Here is a 19,206-nt window from a genome sequence, read left to right on the forward strand (position 1 = left end):
AAAAGCAAAAAGCCGAAAGCATAAAGCTATTAAAGCGAATGACCAATGCGTATATTAACTCGCAAAGTTCATTCGCTTTAATAGCTTTATGCTTTCGGCTTTATGCTTTCTGCTAAAAAAAGGGACACTTCTTACGAAGCGTCCCTCTCAGTTCCTTTGTGCCGAATAAAGGGGATGATTATTAATAACGACGGTCGCGGGAACCATATCCTCCGCCGCCACGGTTGTTGCCACCGCCACCTTTGAAATTATTATTCGGTTGTTTAGGTCTTGCTTCGTTTACCATCAATTGCTTACCTTCGATTTCGCTGCCGTTCAAACTATCCATAGCCTTCGCGCCTTCTTCTTGATTAGGCATTTCCACAAAGCCGAAACCACGTGAGCGGCCAGTTTCGTGGTCCTTGATAACCTTCGCGGAGGTAACCTCTCCAAAATCGCTGAAAATCTGATGGAGATCCTCATCGTTCAACCTATAGTGCAGGTTGGCTACGTAAATGTTCATGATAACTGAAATTAAAAAAATGAAAAATAATATACTGAAGTTATGAAAATTACGCTAATAAAAAAGTCGCGTTTAAAATATTTTTGTTATTACCCTCTTTTTTACTACTATAATCTTAGTTAGATCCTTTGTAGGATGAAGTTTCACAGTGATATAAATATTATTTAAAATCCCCTTTCCCGCCCTGTAAACCCTCCGTTTTGCGGTTTTTTTTTCGTAAATTCAGTATAAGATCCATTAAATTAATTTGATATGGGAGCGTTAAGTGAAACCTGGTTTGCTGATGGTTATATTGATTTTGAGCTAAAGAAGTATACCCTATTAGCCTACTTACAGGACATCAACCGTTACTTCAACGAAAGCAAGCTCTACCCGCAGCTGGCTGACATCATTTTCCATTACAACAACCTCGTTGCCTTCCGGGACAACAAGCAATTTTTACAGCAGCAGTTCCCAAAACGACTCACTGCCGTTAATCTGCAGAAGCTGGAGTTACTGTATGAACAGCTGATTGCAGACGATGAGTTGATGGAAGAGCTGGAGTCTATTATTCAATACTCCCTGCCGCAGCTGAACAACACGATAAAGGAAGGGGCGGAGATTTATGAGTATGTAGCCGGGAACCTGAGCATTTTTCCGGTGGGATTAATTCCATTGGAAACAAGAGAAGGGTATTTCTTACTCTGCGATGGGCGGGCCAGCTATACCCGCGTATATGCTTACCGGCTCACGATCTTTGAGCGGCATGACGAAAAGTTCCGCGGTATTCATACCGAGTATGTGCAGGAATATAAGAAGGATTTTGTGCATACCATCGGGCATATCAAAACGATGCTGATACGCGAGCGAAACAATTTGCCCAATCCTGCTGTGTATTGCGTGGAAACGCCATTGGTCCTGCCGGTAGATGAAACGCTGCTGCCAGTGGCCAAAAGAAGCCTCGTGAAATATATTGCAGAACAGGCCGCATAAGCGCTCACTTAAAGCGGAGAAGTAATGCAGCCGGGATAATTGCTATCCCGGTAATGGCTATACGTGGCACTGGTTATTGTAGTGCAGGTGCTTTGCTTTCGCCTTCATACTGTATTTCCAGCGTATGGTCTTTCAGGAAAGGAGCATAGTATTGCTCCATCACCTTCCTGATTTTATCCTTTGACTGCTGAATATAAAGGGCATTATTTTCCAGCTGGGCGCGGGAGGTTTGATATAATTTTTTCTGTACGTCTGTATAGGTTTCGTCGTCCTGGAACAGCAGCCATCCTTTACGGTTAGCGGTTTCCATTTTGTCGATTTTCAGCTCATAGCTCAGCAGGCGCGGGGTTGGGAGATGCAGAATGATCTTTTTATCCGTCGTTGCCACCTTGAACTGTTTTTCGTCAATATTGACCCCAAACTTTGCTTCGTAAGGAATGGTGACCCAGATGGTATTCTCCAGGAATGTTTTCTTGAAGTTGTCGGTCCACTCGCCGTTATTCTCCACATTACTTCTTTTGATACTGGAAGATCCCTGTACGTCGAGGCTTGCCAGTTCTGCAATTTCTTTGACGATGAGGCTATTGGAAATAACCTGTTCGCTAACGTTGGTGGTCCCGAATCGTTTGCCCAGCCAAAATATCAGCACGCCCAATAAAACCAGTATTACGACGAAGAGGATTTTTTTCATGCCTGTAAATTAATGAAAAGTTGGGAGTGGGTAGTCGTATCCGTTAACGGGTAAGACTATCGATCAGCGCTGCATGTTCCGGGTAGGCGGCCTGCAGGGCTGCTTTTCCGGCCAGTTCAAAATCAGCGAAGTCGAATCCTGGCGCCACGGTGCAGCCGGTGAGAGCATAGCTACCGGGTACTTCCACGCGGGAAGCAAACCAGTTGCCGGCGGTGATGATCACCTGCAGATTTTCGCCGTTAGCGATATCACGTCCCAGTTTGTGCGTCAGGAGTTTGCCTCCCGGGCCTATTTCGTATATGGTGAGGGTATGTCCATCATAGAAATGCCAGATCTCATCTGCCGCAATGCGGTGAAAAGCGGAAAATTCGTTCGATTCCAGCAGGAAATAAATGCAGGTAGAGGCATTGCGGTTGCCGCTCATACCTGCTGGCAGCGTCGTCATATCCAATACCCAATCGGAACGATAGGTTTCGCGGAAGGCACCGCCTTCTACATGCGACTGTAATTGCAGTTGTTCACGCCAGTGAGCGGCAGAATATTCCATAGCGGCTAGTTATAGTCGTAAATTAAGGAAAAAACGGAAATATTATGCGTTTTTCGTGTATACGTCAGGGTTATGGCGATGCATGAATTTGTCCGGGTTGCTGATGTCGGTGAAACCAAACTGCCGGTATAGTCCGTGTGCATCAGACGTAACGAGTAAGAAACGTCTTAATCCCTGCAGATCGGGATGGGCCAAAATGGTACGCATCAGGAATTTAGAGAGGCCTTTACCGCGATAGGCTTCCAGTATGTATACATCGCCGAGGTAAGCGAATATGGCGCCATCTGTCACTACCCTGGCAAAACCTATCTGTTTATCATCTTCATATACGCCGAAGCACAGTGAACCTGCAATTGATTTTTCAACGATGTCGAAAGGAATGTTTTGCGACCAGTAAGATTCTTTAGACAGATAGTCATAGATAGCGTTCAGGTCGAGCAGGGCTTTGTCGGTACTGATATGGTATGCCCCTTCTTTTACTGCAATGGTTTCCATATTTAGTTAGCATTAGCTCACTAAATTAAGGTAATATTTTTATTTCGTGTTGACTAGCTAGCTACTGCCACATGGTGTCCGGCAGCCGGCATATGTGCAATAGTAGCCGCAGCAGCGGGTGCAAAGTAAGAAGGTGTTTCGTGATTAAACATCAGGTAGTCCTGTATAAACATGGCCTGGTTGTAATAGGCCGTAGCGGTAATAGGTGTTTGCCACTCCGGCAGATTCAGTTGGCGTAAAGAGCTGAGTGCCGCTTTATACCGGATCATCCGGGCAAAGAGCTGTGGCGGAATCCCTACGATGGTACTGAAAAGACGCTCCAGCGTAGGACGGGACATACCGTAACGGCTGGAGAGCGCGGTTACTTCCACATTGCCTTGCATGATCAGGAGGTAGTCTACCATGTCGTCTACCGTTTTCAGGTTATCAGACTGGCTGTTGAGCGCTTGCAGGCAAGCATCATCCAGCAGGACTTCTACCTGTTTAGGTTCCGTTACCTGAGATAAGTTATTGAGTAGTTCGCACCAAAGCGGGTGCTCTGTGCAAGCCAGGTTGCGGTAGTAATTGGTGAAGCTGGCGGCATCGAGGCCCAGCAGCCGGTGACAGCCATACGCATTTAATTGTACGACGGCTACTTTCACAGGTCCCTGTACCTGTAGCTGACACGCGCAGGTGAGGTGCCCCAGTACGGAGCTGGTTGGTAACGTAAATGCCCGGTGATGTAAAGGTTTGATTTCTGCCGTTCCTTCCAGGATGAAAACCAGGTACTGATCGCCCAGGGCAAACAGGTTTTGTGGTAGCTGAATAGTGCCTCTGGTATTGTCTTCCCAGAAATAATATTGCTTTACAAAAGGACGTAATGCATCCGCTGGATAGTAGATATGGAAGTTCATAGGTACAATAATGTGGTGTTAAGGGATATCGCTATCGCTGCAATTCACACCATATACTAAAGTGGCGACATTATTGTAAATATATGTTAAATGTTTTATATTATCAAAAATATATTTGTGGGCGGAGGGACTATTTCATGGTGCGCAGGTAATCTTTAGCTGGAACATCAAGCATGTTACCTTTTCCATCACTGATAACCAGGCTTTCATTATTGGCGGCTTTGGCTTCCACCATTTTGCGCATTGCTATTTTGAGGCCGTGCATTATTTTGTCGGATAGAAATTTAAATTCTTTTAGCCCGGCTTTGCTCCCCAGCGCCACTTCACGGGAAGCAGGAGTGGTACTGTTGATAATCATCCAGTTTGTACAAATGGGAATATATAAATTCTGCAGGTTTTCAATACCTCTGTAATATCGTCTTTCAATGACTTCTGGTGGAATATTGTGGCCGCCTTCCTGTACTCTTTTTAACACTCTTCTTTTTGCAAGGTCTGGTGAATCAAGCCAGAAGTAAAGTAGCGTAACTGTATAGCCTTCTTTTTTTACATTTTTTATGAGAGATGTATAACTCTTAGTCGCTAATGTTGTTTCAAAGGCGAAGTCCACTTTTTCTTTCACGAGTAGTTGAATGTTGTTCAACATTTCTCTGCCCGCTTCTAATGCTACGCTCTCCGGATGACCAGGGGAAATTTCTGCCGCAATGATATCGGCATTTACAAACGTATGGCAGGCTAGTATATCAGGCAGTATTGTGTAGCTGGCCGTGGTTTTTCCTGCGCCGTTACAACCAGCAATAATGTATAACTGAGGCATGCCGCAAAGATGCCCTAACGATTACCCATACCCGTTATTTACCCCTTAAATTTTACGTATTAACAGCAATATGATCATTCCTTTATCATAACAACTCTCCAGGTCAAGTCGCTATTGGTTTTATCTCGTATAATCAGCCACCACTTCTTTATTCCCATCTCCCGATAACAACAAAAAACGCTACAAGCACCAAAGCACTTGTAGCGTTCAATTATTCAAAGTGATTTTTACTGTTGTAAATCCCAGCCCCAGTTAATGCCTTTTTCGGTAGCAGGAACGCCACTTTCCAGCCATTGTGGTGCTGGTGCACCTTTCAGGAAGTGATCAAAGAATTGTTGTTCCCGGCGCTGAATATCTTTGCGGTTCTGGCGTTGCATCAGGTTATGCGCTTCGTTGTTATAGTTCAGCAACCAAACGGGCTTGCCTAAACGACGTAAACCGGTAAACATTTCAATGCCCTGGTACCAGGGTACTGCTCCATCTGCATCGTTAGACATGATGGCTACCGGCGTAGTTACACGTGGCAGGTTAAAGAGCGGAGAGTTCTCGATGTAGAGTTCCGGCTTATCCCATAAGGTGGCGCCGATACGACTTTGAGAATGTTCATACTGGAACTGCCTGTTCATACCGCTTTCCCAACGGATACCTCCGTAGGCGCTGGTCATGTTAGCTACGGGAGCGCCTGCCCACGCGGCTTTGAACAGGTTGGTCTGCGTGATCAGGTAGGCTACCTGGTAGCCGCCCCAGCTCTGACCTTGTATTCCCATATTTTTGCCATCTACCCATGGTTTTTTCGCGAGGTCTTCTGCGGCACTTACAATGTAGTCGTACGCGCTTTTGCCAGGGTAGCCATTTTCATAGCTGATGTCTGGTGCAAATACGATGTAACCGCGACTTACAAAGAAGGAGATGTTCAGTCGGGATGGCGTAGGCGACGGCGCCTGATAGCTGTACAGACCATCTGTTAACTTCTCATAAAAATAGAAGAGAACAGGATATTGTTTGGTGGAGTCGAAGTCTTCCGGTTTATAGAGAATACCTTCGGATGGTTTGCCACTGAAGGTTGTCCATTTATAGAGGGAAGCCGTGCCCCAGTTATAGTTTTGCTGTTGTGGATTCGTATGACTGATCTGCGTAGCCTGCGCGATGTTGTCGCCGGTAAATATGTTGGGCGATTGCTCGTAATTGTTGCGCGTAAACGTATAGGCGTGTACGTTTTTAGCTTCCAGTAAATCAGCATAGGTGTGAGGGCCTAACACGATTTGTTTGACAGGTTTTACTTTACCGTTTTTACCGGCCAGTTCCAGTTGATAGAAGCCGTTGTATTTGGTGCTTTCCTGAAATGCAGTGAGCATCAGTGTTTGCCCGGGCGTGAAAAATCTTTCTTCCGGATTCAGGCGCTGATAACGGTAGCGGATTTTTTCTTTTCGTCCGTTTTGGGTGATGTTTACCGGTGCTTTTTTACCGGTGGGATCTGCTTCCCAGATATCGTAACGATCGTAGATATACACGGCAACATCGTTGTTCATCCATCCTGCGATGCCATAGGCTTCAGGTACATCCGGATGATCATCTTCTTCATCAAATACTTTGGTGGGAATATCTTTGCTGATATTTATCGTAGTACCGTTGGCGTTATCATAGCTAAACCATTGTCTGTTTACGAGGTCGTACCAGTAAGTATATTTACCATTGGGAGATAGATAAAAGTTACCATCCAGCTTTTCTTTGATCTGTTTTCTCGTGCCATCATTTGTGTTGATGAGGAAAGCCGTTTTTTTGGTGCGACCGATCCATTGCAGGGCAATGCGTTCGCCCTTATCCGTGTAGCCGAGTGCGTTAGTGCTGTTGCCTTCTGCTGCGGTGAGCACGGTTTCCAGGTTGTCATCGCCCAGTTGTACGAGACGGTTGCCGGCAGGGTAGTATACAGCAGCGTAGCTTCTCTTTAGTTCTTTATCTGCATTTTTCAATTGCATGGGTTGCAGATAGTCATCTTTATAATTCCAGATATCTACTTTAGCTACTTCGAAATCTACGATGTTCGTGTCTTTCACCGGGAGGAGGGGAGCGGTGCCGAAGAACAGGCGTTGTCCGTCTTTGCTGAAAGACAGGGAGCCGTTGGCGCTCACGCTCCAGTTGGCCGGGATACCGGTACTGTTTTTAGCGGCTGCTTCGCGGGCGCTGTCCTGGCCGGGTTTGAAGTAGTAGAGTTTATACAGTGGTTGCAATACTTTTTCGCCGTCGGCGGTAGCTACCCAGGCGGCTTGTTCTCCTTTTTCATCGAAAGCAAATTGTTTGTAGTCAGCGGCGTTGCGGCTGAGGGTATCTGCTTTGCGGGTAGCGGTATGCCAGAGGAGTACGCTATTGCGGGAAAGGGAGTCTTTCTTGTCGGTACCGGTTTCTATCAGCAGTTGGTTACCGGGTTTGCTGAAGGCGTATTCCTTTACATTTTTAACGGTATCCTGTTGACCGGACAGCAGTTGCCGGATGATGAGGGTCCCGTTTTCAGCAGCTTTGTCGCCGGCTTTATCATCGTCTGCGCGATCAATATCTGCGTAGTCTTTCGGTGCTTTATTACCTTTCCCTTTGGCAGTATCGGCTGCTGGTTTCTCAACCAGGTAAGCCATCAGGCCACTGCCTTTTTCGGGTGCTTTGAACGATTTTACGGCGGGGAATTTCAGGATATCCGGCTGGCCCAGTGTGATGATGGCCAGGGAATCTTTCGGCATTTCTGCCGCCTTTTTCTTTTTGATTTTCGCCTCGCGGGTATCTTTATAAAATGGTTTGATGTGGCAGACCAGGAAACGGGAATCTTCTGTGATGAGCGGATTGCTACCACGGGGAATGTTCGTGGTTTGACCTGTTTTGCGGTCATAGATCACGAGGTTGGCATCTCCCTCCTGAACAGCTACGGTATACACGATCCATTGTCCGTTATTGCTAATCAGTTTACTGCCAATGCCTTGCCAGCTGTCATACACACTGTGATCCAACGGCTTTTTAGCTGCTTGTTGCGCATAGGTAAAAAGGGAACATCCCAGAAAGGATATTCCTAAAAAAACTCTTCTCATAAGTGCTAAAATAATAATACAGCAGGTAAAATACTGATTTGCCGCTAATCGGGCGGATTAGTTTGATGTACGGCCTTTGGCTACCCGCAGCATCTGTAATCCTACGGAAAGCATGATACAGCTTAAGCCAGCATAGAAGGCATTGTTCAGGAGTTTGTTTTCCTGGAACAGTACAAAGGCCATCAGGATGCTGTACACCGGCTCCAGGTTGAAGCACAGATTGACGGTAAACGGCGAAATTTTCTTCAGCGCATTCATGCTGAGTAAGTACATGAGTACCGTACAAAACCAGGCCAGTATGAGGAGGTAGAGCAGGTCCATGCCGGAAGGCAGGATGGTGGCCACGGGAAAGCGATGAAGATAGAACGGGAGAAATAGTGATAATACCACAAATCCTACTGATAGTTCGTAGAAGGTAATGGTGGAGGTATCAAAGCGTTTGATGAGTCGTTTGTTGAAAACGGTGAACAGGGCGGCAAACATGGCAGAGATAATGCCCAGTATGATACCGGTCCGGTATTGCGTATCGAAGTGGAAGATGAGCAGGATACCCGCCAGGGTGAGCAGGCTAAGCAGCATTTCAGCCACATCGAAGCGGCGCCGGTTAATCAGCGGATCGAAAATGGCGGTGAAGAGGCTGGTCATGGAAAAGCAGATCACGCCAATGGATACGTTGGAATATTTAATGCTACCATAAAAGAAAAGCCAGTGGGCGGCTACTACCACACCGGTGGCGCCGATGGGCAGAATATCTTTCCAGGGAAGCTTTTTAAAGGTACCCTGGAGCCTGAACAATACAAATAAAGTAACGGAGGTAATCAGTAACCGGTACCACACTAACAGCCCTTCATTGAGGGTAATCAACTTTCCCAAAATACCGGTGAAGCCAGCCAGAAATACGGAGATATGCAGCTGGATGAATGCCTTTTTCATGAACCCACTTAATGTATTTAGGGATTTGTTCATCTGATAAAATGAACAAATCCCTAAACACCTATTTATGTATATTAATTAATTCTTTACTCTTCTCGCATAATTCCTGAAAAGGCTCTGCCATTGTATTTTAAGTACCCCGAGGATACCTTCTTTTACAATGCCTTTGCTCATTTTGGAATAGCCTTCTTTCCTGTCTTTGAACGTGATGGATACTTCTTTGATTTTGAAGCCCAGTTTCCACGCGGTGAATTTCATTTCAATCTGGAAGGCGTAGCCCACAAACTGTATCTGGTCCAGGTTAATGGCTTCCAGCACGGTGTTGCGGTAGCAAACGAATCCGGCTGTTGGGTCCCTAACGGGCATCCAGGTAATCATGCCTACGTAGATGGAGGCGCCGTAAGACAATACAGCGCGGTCCCATGGCCAGTTTTCCGTTTTGCCGCCTTTTACATAGCGGGAACCTACGGCCAGGTCTGCACCGCCTTTGGCGCAGGCATCATACAGGCGAATGAGGTCTTTAGGATTGTGGGAGAAGTCGGCATCCATTTCAAAAATGTACTGATAACCTCTGGCCAGTGCCCATTTAAAGCCATGGATATAAGCTGTACCCAGACCTTGTTTGCCGGATCTTTCTTCCAGGAATAATTCGTTTGGATGTTGCTGTTGTAATTCTTTTACAATAGCACCGGTACCGTCAGGTGATCCGTCATCCACAATGAGGACATGAAAATTCTCCTGTAAGGAAAATACAGCGTCAATGATGTTCCGGATGTTATCCTTTTCATTGTACGTAGGAATGATGACAAGCTTTTCCAATTCAGCAGATGATATTTTTGGACTGCGAAAATAATTCAATTCCGGCGCAAGATATGACGTTCCGGGTTAACATTACATTTTTTTTAACATCATATTATGGAAGATTTCCGTCAGTTTCTGTTTGGTATTGAGTGGGAAGTCAGCCTTCATCATCCAGTCGTAGTACTGTGGCTCTGCTTTCAGTACTTCTCTTACGGGGCGGCCTTTGTATTTCCCGAAGTTAAACACTTCGTTTCCACCTTGCATAACGAGGCGGCGGGCAAAGTCGATATAATCTTCTTCCTTGGTAAAATCAGCCAGGGAGTCGATATCCTCTTGTAGTTGTTCGTAGCGGCCCAGCTGTGCTTCCAGAATTTCGTAGGTAGCGAGTGCATCTGCTTCGGCGCTGTGGGCGTTTTCGAGTTGTTTATCGCAGTAGAATTTGTAGGCGGCGCCGAGGGTACGTTTTTCCATCAGGTGGAAAATCCGTTGTACGTCTACGAATTTGCGTTTAGATACATCGAATTCTATGTCGGCCCGGAGGAATTCTTCCACGAGCAGGGGGATATCGAAGCGATTGGAGTTGTACCCGGCCAGGTCGCAGTTATCCATGAACTGTTTGAGTTCGTGGGCGGCCTGTTTGAAGGTAGGAGCATCTTTTACATCTTCGTCCTTGATACCATGAATTGCTGTTGATCCGGCGGGGATCGGCATTCCGGGGTTAATGCGTTTCACTTTGGACTGGGTTGTTTTGTCCGGAAACACTTTGATGATAGCAATTTCAATGATACGATCAGCAGCCACGTTGGTACCGGTGGTTTCGAGATCGATGACGGCCAGCGGCCTTTTGAGGAGCAAAGAAGGCATTATTTAGTATTTAGTAATTGTTTAGTAAGTTGATTAGTTGTTCGGCAGTAATTCCTTTAGTTTGCTGAAATCAAGGCCATCATATGTACCGGAGCTCATTAACAGCAGGTTTGTGTCCTGATAATTTTGAGCGGATAAAAATGCTTCCAGTTTTTCGCGGTTATTGAATACGTGCAGATCGTTTCTTCCGAAGCGCTGTGCAATTAATTCAGGCGCAAGATCGGGCATTCTCTTGATTTCCAGGGCATGTTTGCTGTAAAATACTACGGCAATATCGGCGGTATCCAGCGCATGATGGTATTGTTCCAGGAAATCAGCATTTAAACTGCTATAGGTATGTAATTCCAGTACAGCGATCAGTTTCCGTTGGGGGAACTGGTGTTTAGTGGCTTCCATGGTGGCTTTCACCTTGGAAGGCGCATGTGCGAAATCGCGGTAAATGACGCAATGTTCATTTTTAGCGACGAGTTCCAGGCGCTTGGCCGCGCCGGTAAAGGAGGCGATGGCTGCCAGGAAATCAGCGTCAGATACGCCGAGCTGGTTACACACCAGTTTGGCGGCGTGAAGGTTCAGGAGGTTATGGTCGCCGAATACTTCGAGTGCGGTGCTGTTATCGCCGAAATACACCCGGGTAACGCCCTGTTCGATGGTATGTTTGGGCAGGCCATAGGGCAGGAGCTGCAGATGGCTGCCCGTAGCGGCCACGAGCGCAACAAGTTCTTCATCTCCCGCATTATAAATCAATACCTGACCGGGTTCCATTTGCCGGATAAAAATGGCAAACTGTTCTTTATAGATATCGTAAGTGGGAAATACGTTGATATGATCCCAGGCGATACCGGTTAATACGGCAATCTGGGGATGGAGGAAATGAAATTTGGGCCGTTTTTCGATGACGGAGGCAGGGTATTCATCTGCTTCGCAAACGATGACAGGGGCATCGGTGATGTTTACCGATTGGGCAAAGCCGGTTAGTTTAGCGCCTACCAGGTAATCGAATGCCTGGTGGTTGTATTGTAACGCGTGCATAACCATGGCAGTGGTGGTAGTTTTACCATGACTGCCACCGATGGCTACCCGTGTTTTATTTTTACTTTCCTGGAAGATGTATTCTGGGAAAGAGTAAATTTTCAGGTGCATTTCCCGGGCTTTTATCAGCTCGGGATTGTCTTCCCTGGCGTGCATACCGAGGATGACAGCGTCTAAGTCCGGCGTTATCCGGGTGGCGTCCCAACCAGTGGTGGCGGGTAAAATACCTGCCTGTTGCAGGTTCGATAGTGCCGGTTCAAAAATTTCATCGTCACTACCGGTTACCTGGTAACCTTTATTTTTGAGCGCAATGGCTAATTGATGCATTACGCTGCCGCCTATGGCAATAAAATGTACTTTTGTCATAACGCTGGAGATTTTCGGGAAATCCGAAAATTACATTGTTGTTTTTTTTAATGTATTTTCTATATTTGCAAAATAACGTTACAAAGAACGATTAAAAAAGTAGTCGTATCATATTTCCTGTGAAATTTCGTTTTAGTTATAAATTATAAATCTCCCAGTATGCAATCTTATGTAAGAATTTTGGGCTACACGGCTATGGTTTGTATCTTTGCTGTTTTCTTAACGTCCTGCGCAAGCCATCAGAAATTAGGGTGTCCAATGAGGGGAATGGCCAAAACGCCTGCGATAGAACATAACAAAGCATGTTAAAATGAATTGGAAAACGTTAACCAGCGAGGAACAGCTATCTGAAATCAACACGGTGTCAGCAAATCAGCCGATAGCTATTTTTAAACACAGTACACGGTGCTCAATTAGCTCGATGGCTAAAGCCAGATTGGAGCGGGCAGCGGAACCGGAGGGGTTAACGTTTTATTACCTGGACCTTATCTCCTATCGTCCTGTATCCAATAAAATTGCGGAAATGTATTGTGTAGAGCATGAATCTCCCCAGGTACTCCTGATCCGTAATGGCGAATGTGTTTACAATGAAAGTCACAGTGGCATCCTGATGGATGAAATTGTAGCCCAGGCCGGGTTATAATCTTTCCCTTTTTATACCTGCCGGGTCTGTTGCATTGCCCGGTAATAAAGAAGTGCTGTCAATACCCGCAAATAGGCTAGCTTTGCAATATCAATAGCATAGCCAATGAAACATCGTATAGTAGTAGCAGTTACAGGAGCCAGTGGCTCTATTTATGCACGCCAGTTGCTGCAAAAGCTGCAGGCAGCACATGCGCAGTTGGATCAGGTAGCCGTAGTGATGACCGAAAATGCCAAAACGGTTTGGGAAACGGAACTGAGAGATGAAGATTATAAACAATTACCCTTTCGCTTTTATACCCAACAAGACTTCCACGCTCCATTTGCTTCCGGTTCCGGACGTTTTAATACCATGATCATCTGCCCCTGTTCAATGGGTACTTTAGGACGCATTGCCACCGGCATCTCCAATGACCTTATTACCCGTGCTGCAGATGTAGTGCTGAAAGAACGCAGAAAACTGATCTGTGTAGTAAGGGAAACGCCATACAACCTGATACATATTAAAAACATGGAAGCCGTGACCATGGCGGGCGGTATCATTTGCCCGGCTACGCCTTCTTTCTACAGCTTACCCAACAGCCTGGAAGAAATGGCAGCTACGGTGGTAGACCGTATTATTGACCTGGCAGGTATTGACCAGCAAACCTACCGCTGGGGAAGTGATAGCAATCATCAACAGGATTAATTACCTTCATACATCTTTCATTTTATATCCATCATCATGCAAATAGCTATCATCAACGGGCCTAACCTAAACCTGCTCGGTAAGCGTGAAACAGGCATTTATGGCAGCGAGTCGTTCGAACATTATTTTAAACATCTGCAAAAACAATTCCCGGCAGTTAACTTTACTTACTTCCAGAGTAATGTAGAAGGAGAGCTGGTGAACTATCTGCATGAAGTGGGCTTTTCTTACGATGGTATTCTGCTGAATGCAGGCGCTTATACACATACTTCTATCGCCATCCGCGATGCTATTGCCGGCATTAAAACGCCAGTAATGGAAATACATATCAGCAACGTATATGCCCGTGAAGAATTCAGGCATACTTCACTGATCGCACCTAAATGTATTGGCTGTATCTGTGGTCTTGGACTGAAGGGATACCAGCTGGGCGTGGAATATTTCAGCATGGCCGATTTGTAAAGCAGAAGGCATAAGGCATAAAGCAAAAAGCTATTGTAGCGATTGATTATTGCGAATATTATATACGCTTTGATCAATCGCTACAATAGCTTTTTGCTTTTTGCTTTATGCTCAAGATAATTTTTGTCTATTTCCTTGAAATACATTTAATTGCAGCACTCGATTTAAATAACCAGTATCCAGAAAACCACTTCTATGAAACAATTCTTTTCCCGCAGTTTACTGCCTGCTGCTTTTTTGATGGCAGCTGTAGCTTTTACAGGATGTAATAAAAATGATGATACACCTGTAACCCCAACTCCTTCCATGGATCAGTTGTATGCACAGGCCATACAAAATGCAATGGTGGCTGATAGCAGCCAGATATCTACTGCGTTATGGCCTATCACTGCAGACAATACGGATCTGCAATGGAAAACAATTAACGGTCAGCAGTATGTGTTAATGGGCACGTTTATGAAGTATCCGGACAGCTATCCGGCAGGTGATTCTATCACGAATGTATGGGGCGAATCCTGGCTGTTTATACCTAAACAGATGAAGACCAAGATAGGGCCTTCTTTCACGGCCAGCTCCGACACGATTGCGCGGATATGTCAGTTGTTAGGACTGCCGCCTGCTAATGCCAAAAGCAATACACATATTGCCACGATGTGGGTGAAAGCAGCGCGCTTGTATCGCCCGGCAGGTAATCCGGACATTACCACCAAAACCGCCGGCGCCGTGTTAATTCCAGGTTTACCAGCGAATTATACTACCTGGTTTAACAACTACATTGTTTACGCGTACTATCGTCCGTTGACTTCTGCAACAGATGCGCATTATCCATGGACCCGGATGGGATATACCTATGACTGGGCGCCAGGAGTAAACAGGGTAGGATTGAGTGAGTATGTATTGCAGGCGTCTTCAGGAGCGTGGGTAGAGAAAACTACCAGAGCGGCAGACTTCTTTAAATAGCAGAAAGCTGAAAGCATAAAGCAAAAAGCTATTGTAGCGATTGATCAAAKCGTATATAATATTCGCCATCATCAATCGCTACAATAGCTTTTTGCTTTATGCTTTATGCTTTCTGCTATTACTACAAGTATTGAAAATTCGTCTTCGGTGTAATATTCAGCAGGGTCTGATAAATCAGCTGAATGGTATTTTCAATATCATCTTTCTTCACCATTTCCACGGTGGTGTGCATATAGCGTAAGGGTAAGCTGATCAGCGCAGAGGGGGTGCCATCATTGCTGTACGCAAAAGCATCGGTATCAGTACCGGTGCTGCGGCTAACGGCATGCAGCTGATGCGGGATCTCATTTTTCTTTGCTGTTTTGATAATGAGGTCACGTAAGATGTTGTGTACCGCCGGACCATAAGTGATGCTGGGACCGCCGCCACATTTGATTTCCCCTTCAATGTTTTTATTGATCATCGGGGTAGTGGTATCATGTGTAACGTCGGTGATGATAGCTACGTTAGGTTTAATACGTTTGGCGATCATTTCCGCACCGCGTAATCCTACTTCCTCCTGTACGGCATTTACAATGTATAAGCCGAAAGGCAGCTGTTGTTTCTTTTCTTTCAGCAGGCGGGCTACTTCTGCAATCATAAAACCGCCAATGCGGTTATCGATGGCGCGGCAGATGTAGTAGTCGTAGTTCAGTTCTTCAAAACCATCTTCAAACGTACATACACAGCCAACGTGTATACCCAGGTCTTCTACTTCTTTACGGGAACGGGCGCCGCAATCCAGGAAGATGTTTTCTACTTTCGGTTGTGGTTCTTTACCGTCGCCGCTGCGGATACGGGTATGAATAGCCGGCCAGCCGAAGACAGCTTTCACGGTACCTTTTTCTGTATGGATATTCACCCGTTTGGAAGGTGCGATCTGTTGATCGGAGCCGCCATTACGGATTACATAGATCAATCCTTCCGGGGAAATATAGTTGACAAACCAGGAAATTTCATCGGCGTGCGCTTCGATGACCACTTTGAATTCGGCTTTCGGATTAATCACTCCTACGGCGGAACCATACGGATCTACAAAATGTTCATCAATGTAAGGCGTCAGGTATTTCAGCCAAAGCTTTTGTCCTTCTTTCTCAAAACCGGTAGGAGATGGGTTATTCAGGTAACTTTCCAGGAATGCCAATGATTCCTTGTTGAATATTGATTTTTGCTTTTTGGACATGTTCTGTGGAAATTTTGATCGCACAAAGGTAGCGATTTAGCGATTAGCTTTTAGCAGTTAGCTATTAGCCAATGCAGCGAATAATTATATTATGTGATCTTCGTAGCATGGCTAATAGCTAACTGCTAAAAGCTAATCGCTATCCAGTATATGGCCGCGGATAGTGCCATACAGCCGTCCAGTACAAAGTAAAAGAGATAGTCTGATGCATTCAGGTGTGCTTTGTTGGTCAGCAGGGCAGTTACTACTACAGGAATCATCAGGGAAATAATGGCCAATAGGGTGGTGAATGGGCCCATAAGTCCAGCGCACACCGCTGCCATTAATAGCGTGAAGAAGTAAAGCCGGTTCAGGTTTTTGAGATCCAGCATGGTAATCAGGCTGCGGATACCTTCCTGCTTATCAGATTCCAGGTCGCGGTAATCAAACAAAATGCAGATGCCGTAGATGAGACAGAAGCGGTGCAGGGTGAGTAGTACCAGTGGCGTGATAGCAAAGTTTCCGGCTATCAGTGCGGGAAGCAGGGTAGTCACATAGGTCCATACAAAGGTGAGAAACAGTGTTTTGCCGATGGCTATTTTGCTCAGCCAGCGAAAGGCCGGATGGGGTACTTTGGGGGCTGAATATAAAAAGGTGAGGATGGCGCTACCGGAAAGTACCAGCCAGTGTTCGCGCAGTTGCCAGAAGAACCATAAGGAGCCAATGACGCCAATACCACAAAGCACCAGCATCAGTGTACGGTGACGATCGCCCCAGCGTATTCTTTCGGAGGCAGAATAGGTGCCCGGTGTCAGGTACCAATGGAAATTATAGCTACAGATAGTAGAGAAGAAAACAAAGCAGTAGAAGGTATTTTCGGGATAATGTAGCGCCAGCAGTTGATTGGTTTGCCAGATCATCAACAGCGCGCACAACGAAATATAGATCGAAGTGAAAAGTATGAAATTGAAAATACCTCGAAACATGGAGTTAGCTTTTAGCCATTAGCTTTTAGCTGTTAGCAAATGCAGCGGAGAGCATGTTGTATGGTCTGCTGCATTTGCCAGCAGCTACAAAGGTATATCGCCGTTTAGCTATTAGCAAGTGCTGGCGGAAAATATCAGACGATCTCCGTTACATTTGCTAACAGCTAAAGGCTAATAGCTAAACGCTAGAGCGGTATATTGCCGTGTTTTTTTCTTGGCATATTCACCACTTTATTTTCCAGCATTTTGAAGGCTTTGATGAGTTTGATGCGGGTTTGGTCCGGTTGAATGACTTCATCGATATATCCTTTTTCTGCTGCCAGGTAGGGATTGGCGAATCTTTCCTGGTAGTCGGCTACCAGTTCATTCATGCGGGTTTCAGGGTCTGGGGCGGCATCAATTTCTTTTTTAAAGATAATTTCTACGGCTCCTTTTGCGCCCATTACGGCGATTTCTGCCTGTGGGAACGCGAAGTTCATATCGGCCCCGATATGTTTGGAATTCATTACGCAGTATGCGCCGCCGTAAGCTTTTCGTGTAGTCACGGTCAGTTTGGGAACGGTGGCTTCGCTGAGTGCATATAATAGTTTAGCGCCGTTGGTGATGATACCATTCCATTCCTGGTCGGTGCCGGGCAGGAAGCCGGGTACGTCTACCAGCACCAGCAGGGGAATATTGAAGGCATCGCAGAAACGGGTGAAGCGGGCGCCTTTTACAGAAGCGTGGATGTCCAATACTCMCGCCAGATGGGCGGGTTGATTGGCAACAATGCCGATGCTTCTGCCGGCGATGCGGGCAAAGCCCACGATCATGTTTTCCGCAAAATTTTTATGTACTTCAAAGAAGCTGTCGGTATCCGTAATTTGCGCGATGGCGTCCTTCATATCATACGGCTGATTGGGATTGGCCGGTATCAGCGTGTTGAGGACTTCCCTGATTTCGTTGCCGGGCTCGTAAGGGTATACGGGCGCAGTTTCTTCACAGTTTTGCGGAACGTAGCTCAGCAGCTGTTTAAGATATTGGATGCATTCTATTTCATTGGCGCAGGCAAAGTGTGTTACGCCGCTTTTAGCAGCATGGGTTTGCGCGCCGCCCAGTTCTTCAGAAGTTACTTCTTCATGTGTAACGGTTTTTACTACGTTAGGCCCGGTTACGAACATGTAGGAGGTTTGTTCTACCATCAGGATAAAGTCGGTGATGGCAGGGGAGTATACGGCGCCGCCGGCGCAGGGGCCCATGATGGCAGATAACTGCGGGATCACACCGGAAGCCCGGGTATTGCGGTAGAAGATGTCGGCATAGCCACCGAGGCTCACCACTCCTTCCTGGATACGTGCGCCGCCACTATCGTTTAATCCAATAATAGGCGCGCCATTTTGCATGGCCAGGTCCATGACCTTACAGATTTTACGGGCATGTGGCTCAGAGAGGCTACCACCATATACGGTAAAGTCCTGCGAGAAAACGTAGGTCAGTCTGCCGTTGATGGTACCGTAGCCGGTTACAACGCCATCGCCCAGGAATTGTTCCTGATCGGCGGTGAGTCCGCGGTTACGGTTAGTGACCAGCATATCCAGTTCTTCGAAAGATCCTTCATCCATGAGGAGTTGCAGTCTTTCCCGGGCGGTTAGCTTACCTTTCTTATGTTGGGACGCAATTCGTACTTCACCGCCGCCCAACATCGCTTCGGCCATTTTTGCCTGTAATTCTGTTATTTTATCCATATGCCTAAAATCAAAAGAACGCTAAAAATAAAAGGATTCCTTTACTAAAGGAATCCCTGGTATGTTGTAAATGTAAGTTATTTAACTAATTATTGGGCCCGATACGGCATTTTAGGTGTAGCGACGGTATCACTGATATGTCCTGCATTGTCCCGTATGAATACAATGAAGTGGATACTATCCTTGGGCATTGCCGGATCGCTGGAAACTCTGAATTCGATACTTTTCAGCTGAATCTGTATCTCTCCTTTTATTCTGTTACCATTGTTACCCCCGATACCAGGCATTCTTCTTCCTACCCACAGGGTGTCTGATCCCTGGTGGCTCTTGATTAGGGGGGCAATCGCCAGGGTATCCTCAATGTCTCCATCTCCGTCTTCCACATTCATGGTTACCACCAGGTCGTTGGTAAATGGTGTAATGCTATCCACTGAATAACTTTTGAAGGATATAATAGGGCGGGTGCCAATTTTATCCTTATTACAGGCATAAATGAAGCCCACCACCAGGAGTAGAAACAGAATTTTCTTCATAAAACAAACCTACATTAATTTAGGAAATATAC

At 46.0% G+C, this 19,206-nt stretch carries 20 protein-coding genes; 5 read left to right on the forward strand and 15 right to left on the reverse strand.

Features of this window, described 5'->3' with window-relative positions; genetic code table 11:
• Window positions 1-181: 181 nt before the first annotated feature.
• On the reverse strand, window positions 182-502 hold the full coding sequence (locus AC1DFM_RS18640; RefSeq protein ID WP_079468754.1) for an RNA recognition motif domain-containing protein: 321 nt from the start codon (window positions 500-502) through the stop codon (window positions 182-184).
• 252 nt (window positions 503-754) lie between these two features.
• Here AC1DFM_RS18640 and AC1DFM_RS18645 point away from each other — a divergent pair, with 252 nt between their 5' ends.
• The gene (locus tag AC1DFM_RS18645) at window positions 755-1,474 is read left to right on the forward strand and encodes a hypothetical protein (RefSeq protein ID WP_477078254.1); all 720 of its coding nucleotides are present in this window, start codon (window positions 755-757) and stop codon (window positions 1,472-1,474) included.
• Window positions 1,475-1,547: 73 nt separating this feature from the next.
• On the opposite strand, the gene AC1DFM_RS18650 is transcribed toward AC1DFM_RS18645, so the two are convergent.
• The 10 genes from AC1DFM_RS18650 to AC1DFM_RS18695 form a co-directional block, all read right to left on the reverse strand.
• The gene (locus AC1DFM_RS18650) at window positions 1,548-2,165 is read right to left on the reverse strand and encodes a DUF4230 domain-containing protein (protein WP_477078255.1); all 618 of its coding nucleotides are present in this window, start codon (window positions 2,163-2,165) and stop codon (window positions 1,548-1,550) included.
• A gap of 43 nt (window positions 2,166-2,208) precedes the next feature.
• Window positions 2,209-2,712 carry a cupin domain-containing protein gene (locus AC1DFM_RS18655; protein ID WP_477078256.1) on the reverse strand — a complete coding sequence of 168 codons (504 nt, stop codon included), beginning with the start codon at window positions 2,710-2,712 and terminating at the stop codon, window positions 2,209-2,211.
• Between the two features lie 42 nt (window positions 2,713-2,754).
• Window positions 2,755-3,207, reverse strand: a complete 453-nt coding sequence (locus AC1DFM_RS18660) for a GNAT family N-acetyltransferase (RefSeq protein ID WP_477078257.1) — start codon at window positions 3,205-3,207, stop codon at window positions 2,755-2,757.
• Between the two features lie 53 nt (window positions 3,208-3,260).
• A complete protein-coding gene (locus AC1DFM_RS18665; protein ID WP_477078258.1) occupies window positions 3,261-4,100 on the reverse strand; it encodes a DUF6597 domain-containing transcriptional factor in 840 nt (279 codons plus the stop codon).
• A gap of 130 nt (window positions 4,101-4,230) precedes the next feature.
• Window positions 4,231-4,914 (reverse strand): ATPase, encoded by a 684-nt coding sequence (locus AC1DFM_RS18670; protein WP_477078259.1) that lies wholly within the window; start codon window positions 4,912-4,914, stop codon window positions 4,231-4,233.
• A gap of 227 nt (window positions 4,915-5,141) precedes the next feature.
• Window positions 5,142-7,985, reverse strand: a complete 2,844-nt coding sequence (locus AC1DFM_RS18675) for an alpha/beta hydrolase family protein (RefSeq protein WP_477078260.1) — start codon at window positions 7,983-7,985, stop codon at window positions 5,142-5,144.
• 57 nt (window positions 7,986-8,042) lie between these two features.
• Window positions 8,043-8,918, reverse strand: coding sequence for a DMT family transporter (locus AC1DFM_RS18680; RefSeq protein ID WP_477078261.1), 876 nt, complete (start codon window positions 8,916-8,918; stop codon window positions 8,043-8,045).
• A 78-nt stretch (window positions 8,919-8,996) separates the two neighbouring features.
• The gene (locus AC1DFM_RS18685; protein ID WP_477078262.1) at window positions 8,997-9,737 is read right to left on the reverse strand and encodes a polyprenol monophosphomannose synthase; all 741 of its coding nucleotides are present in this window, start codon (window positions 9,735-9,737) and stop codon (window positions 8,997-8,999) included.
• Window positions 9,738-9,809: 72 nt separating this feature from the next.
• Window positions 9,810-10,583 carry an exonuclease domain-containing protein gene (locus AC1DFM_RS18690; protein WP_477078263.1) on the reverse strand — a complete coding sequence of 258 codons (774 nt, stop codon included), beginning with the start codon at window positions 10,581-10,583 and terminating at the stop codon, window positions 9,810-9,812.
• 33 nt (window positions 10,584-10,616) lie between these two features.
• Window positions 10,617-11,978, reverse strand: a complete 1,362-nt coding sequence (locus AC1DFM_RS18695) for a UDP-N-acetylmuramate--L-alanine ligase (RefSeq protein WP_477078264.1) — start codon at window positions 11,976-11,978, stop codon at window positions 10,617-10,619.
• 310 nt (window positions 11,979-12,288) lie between these two features.
• Here AC1DFM_RS18695 and ytxJ point away from each other — a divergent pair, with 310 nt between their 5' ends.
• From ytxJ to AC1DFM_RS18715, 4 genes are all read left to right on the forward strand, one after another.
• Window positions 12,289-12,621 (forward strand): bacillithiol system redox-active protein YtxJ, encoded by a 333-nt coding sequence (gene ytxJ, locus AC1DFM_RS18700; protein ID WP_477078265.1) that lies wholly within the window; start codon window positions 12,289-12,291, stop codon window positions 12,619-12,621.
• A 105-nt stretch (window positions 12,622-12,726) separates the two neighbouring features.
• On the forward strand, window positions 12,727-13,308 hold the full coding sequence (locus AC1DFM_RS18705) for a UbiX family flavin prenyltransferase (RefSeq protein ID WP_477078266.1): 582 nt from the start codon (window positions 12,727-12,729) through the stop codon (window positions 13,306-13,308).
• Window positions 13,309-13,344: 36 nt separating this feature from the next.
• Window positions 13,345-13,770, forward strand: a complete 426-nt coding sequence (gene aroQ / locus AC1DFM_RS18710; protein ID WP_477078267.1) for a type II 3-dehydroquinate dehydratase — start codon at window positions 13,345-13,347, stop codon at window positions 13,768-13,770.
• A 195-nt stretch (window positions 13,771-13,965) separates the two neighbouring features.
• Window positions 13,966-14,730 carry a hypothetical protein gene (locus AC1DFM_RS18715; RefSeq protein WP_477078268.1) on the forward strand — a complete coding sequence of 255 codons (765 nt, stop codon included), beginning with the start codon at window positions 13,966-13,968 and terminating at the stop codon, window positions 14,728-14,730.
• Window positions 14,731-14,851: 121 nt separating this feature from the next.
• Here AC1DFM_RS18715 and AC1DFM_RS18720 read toward each other — a convergent pair whose 3' ends face one another.
• The 4 genes from AC1DFM_RS18720 to AC1DFM_RS18735 all read right to left on the reverse strand — a co-directional run bounded on the left by AC1DFM_RS18720 (window position 14,852) and on the right by AC1DFM_RS18735 (window position 19,174).
• Window positions 14,852-15,952, reverse strand: a complete 1,101-nt coding sequence (locus AC1DFM_RS18720) for a M42 family metallopeptidase (protein WP_477078269.1) — start codon at window positions 15,950-15,952, stop codon at window positions 14,852-14,854.
• A gap of 125 nt (window positions 15,953-16,077) precedes the next feature.
• Window positions 16,078-16,917: a UbiA family prenyltransferase gene (locus AC1DFM_RS18725; RefSeq protein WP_477078270.1), complete on the reverse strand. Its 840-nt coding sequence runs from the start codon at window positions 16,915-16,917 to the stop codon at window positions 16,078-16,080.
• A 185-nt stretch (window positions 16,918-17,102) separates the two neighbouring features.
• A complete protein-coding gene (locus AC1DFM_RS18730; RefSeq protein WP_477078271.1) occupies window positions 17,103-18,641 on the reverse strand; it encodes an acyl-CoA carboxylase subunit beta in 1,539 nt (512 codons plus the stop codon).
• 89 nt (window positions 18,642-18,730) lie between these two features.
• On the reverse strand, window positions 18,731-19,174 hold the full coding sequence (locus AC1DFM_RS18735) for a hypothetical protein (protein ID WP_477078272.1): 444 nt from the start codon (window positions 19,172-19,174) through the stop codon (window positions 18,731-18,733).
• Window positions 19,175-19,206 lie beyond the last annotated feature (32 nt).

The sequence above is a fragment of the Chitinophaga sp. 05T412 genome, from assembly GCF_056396465.1.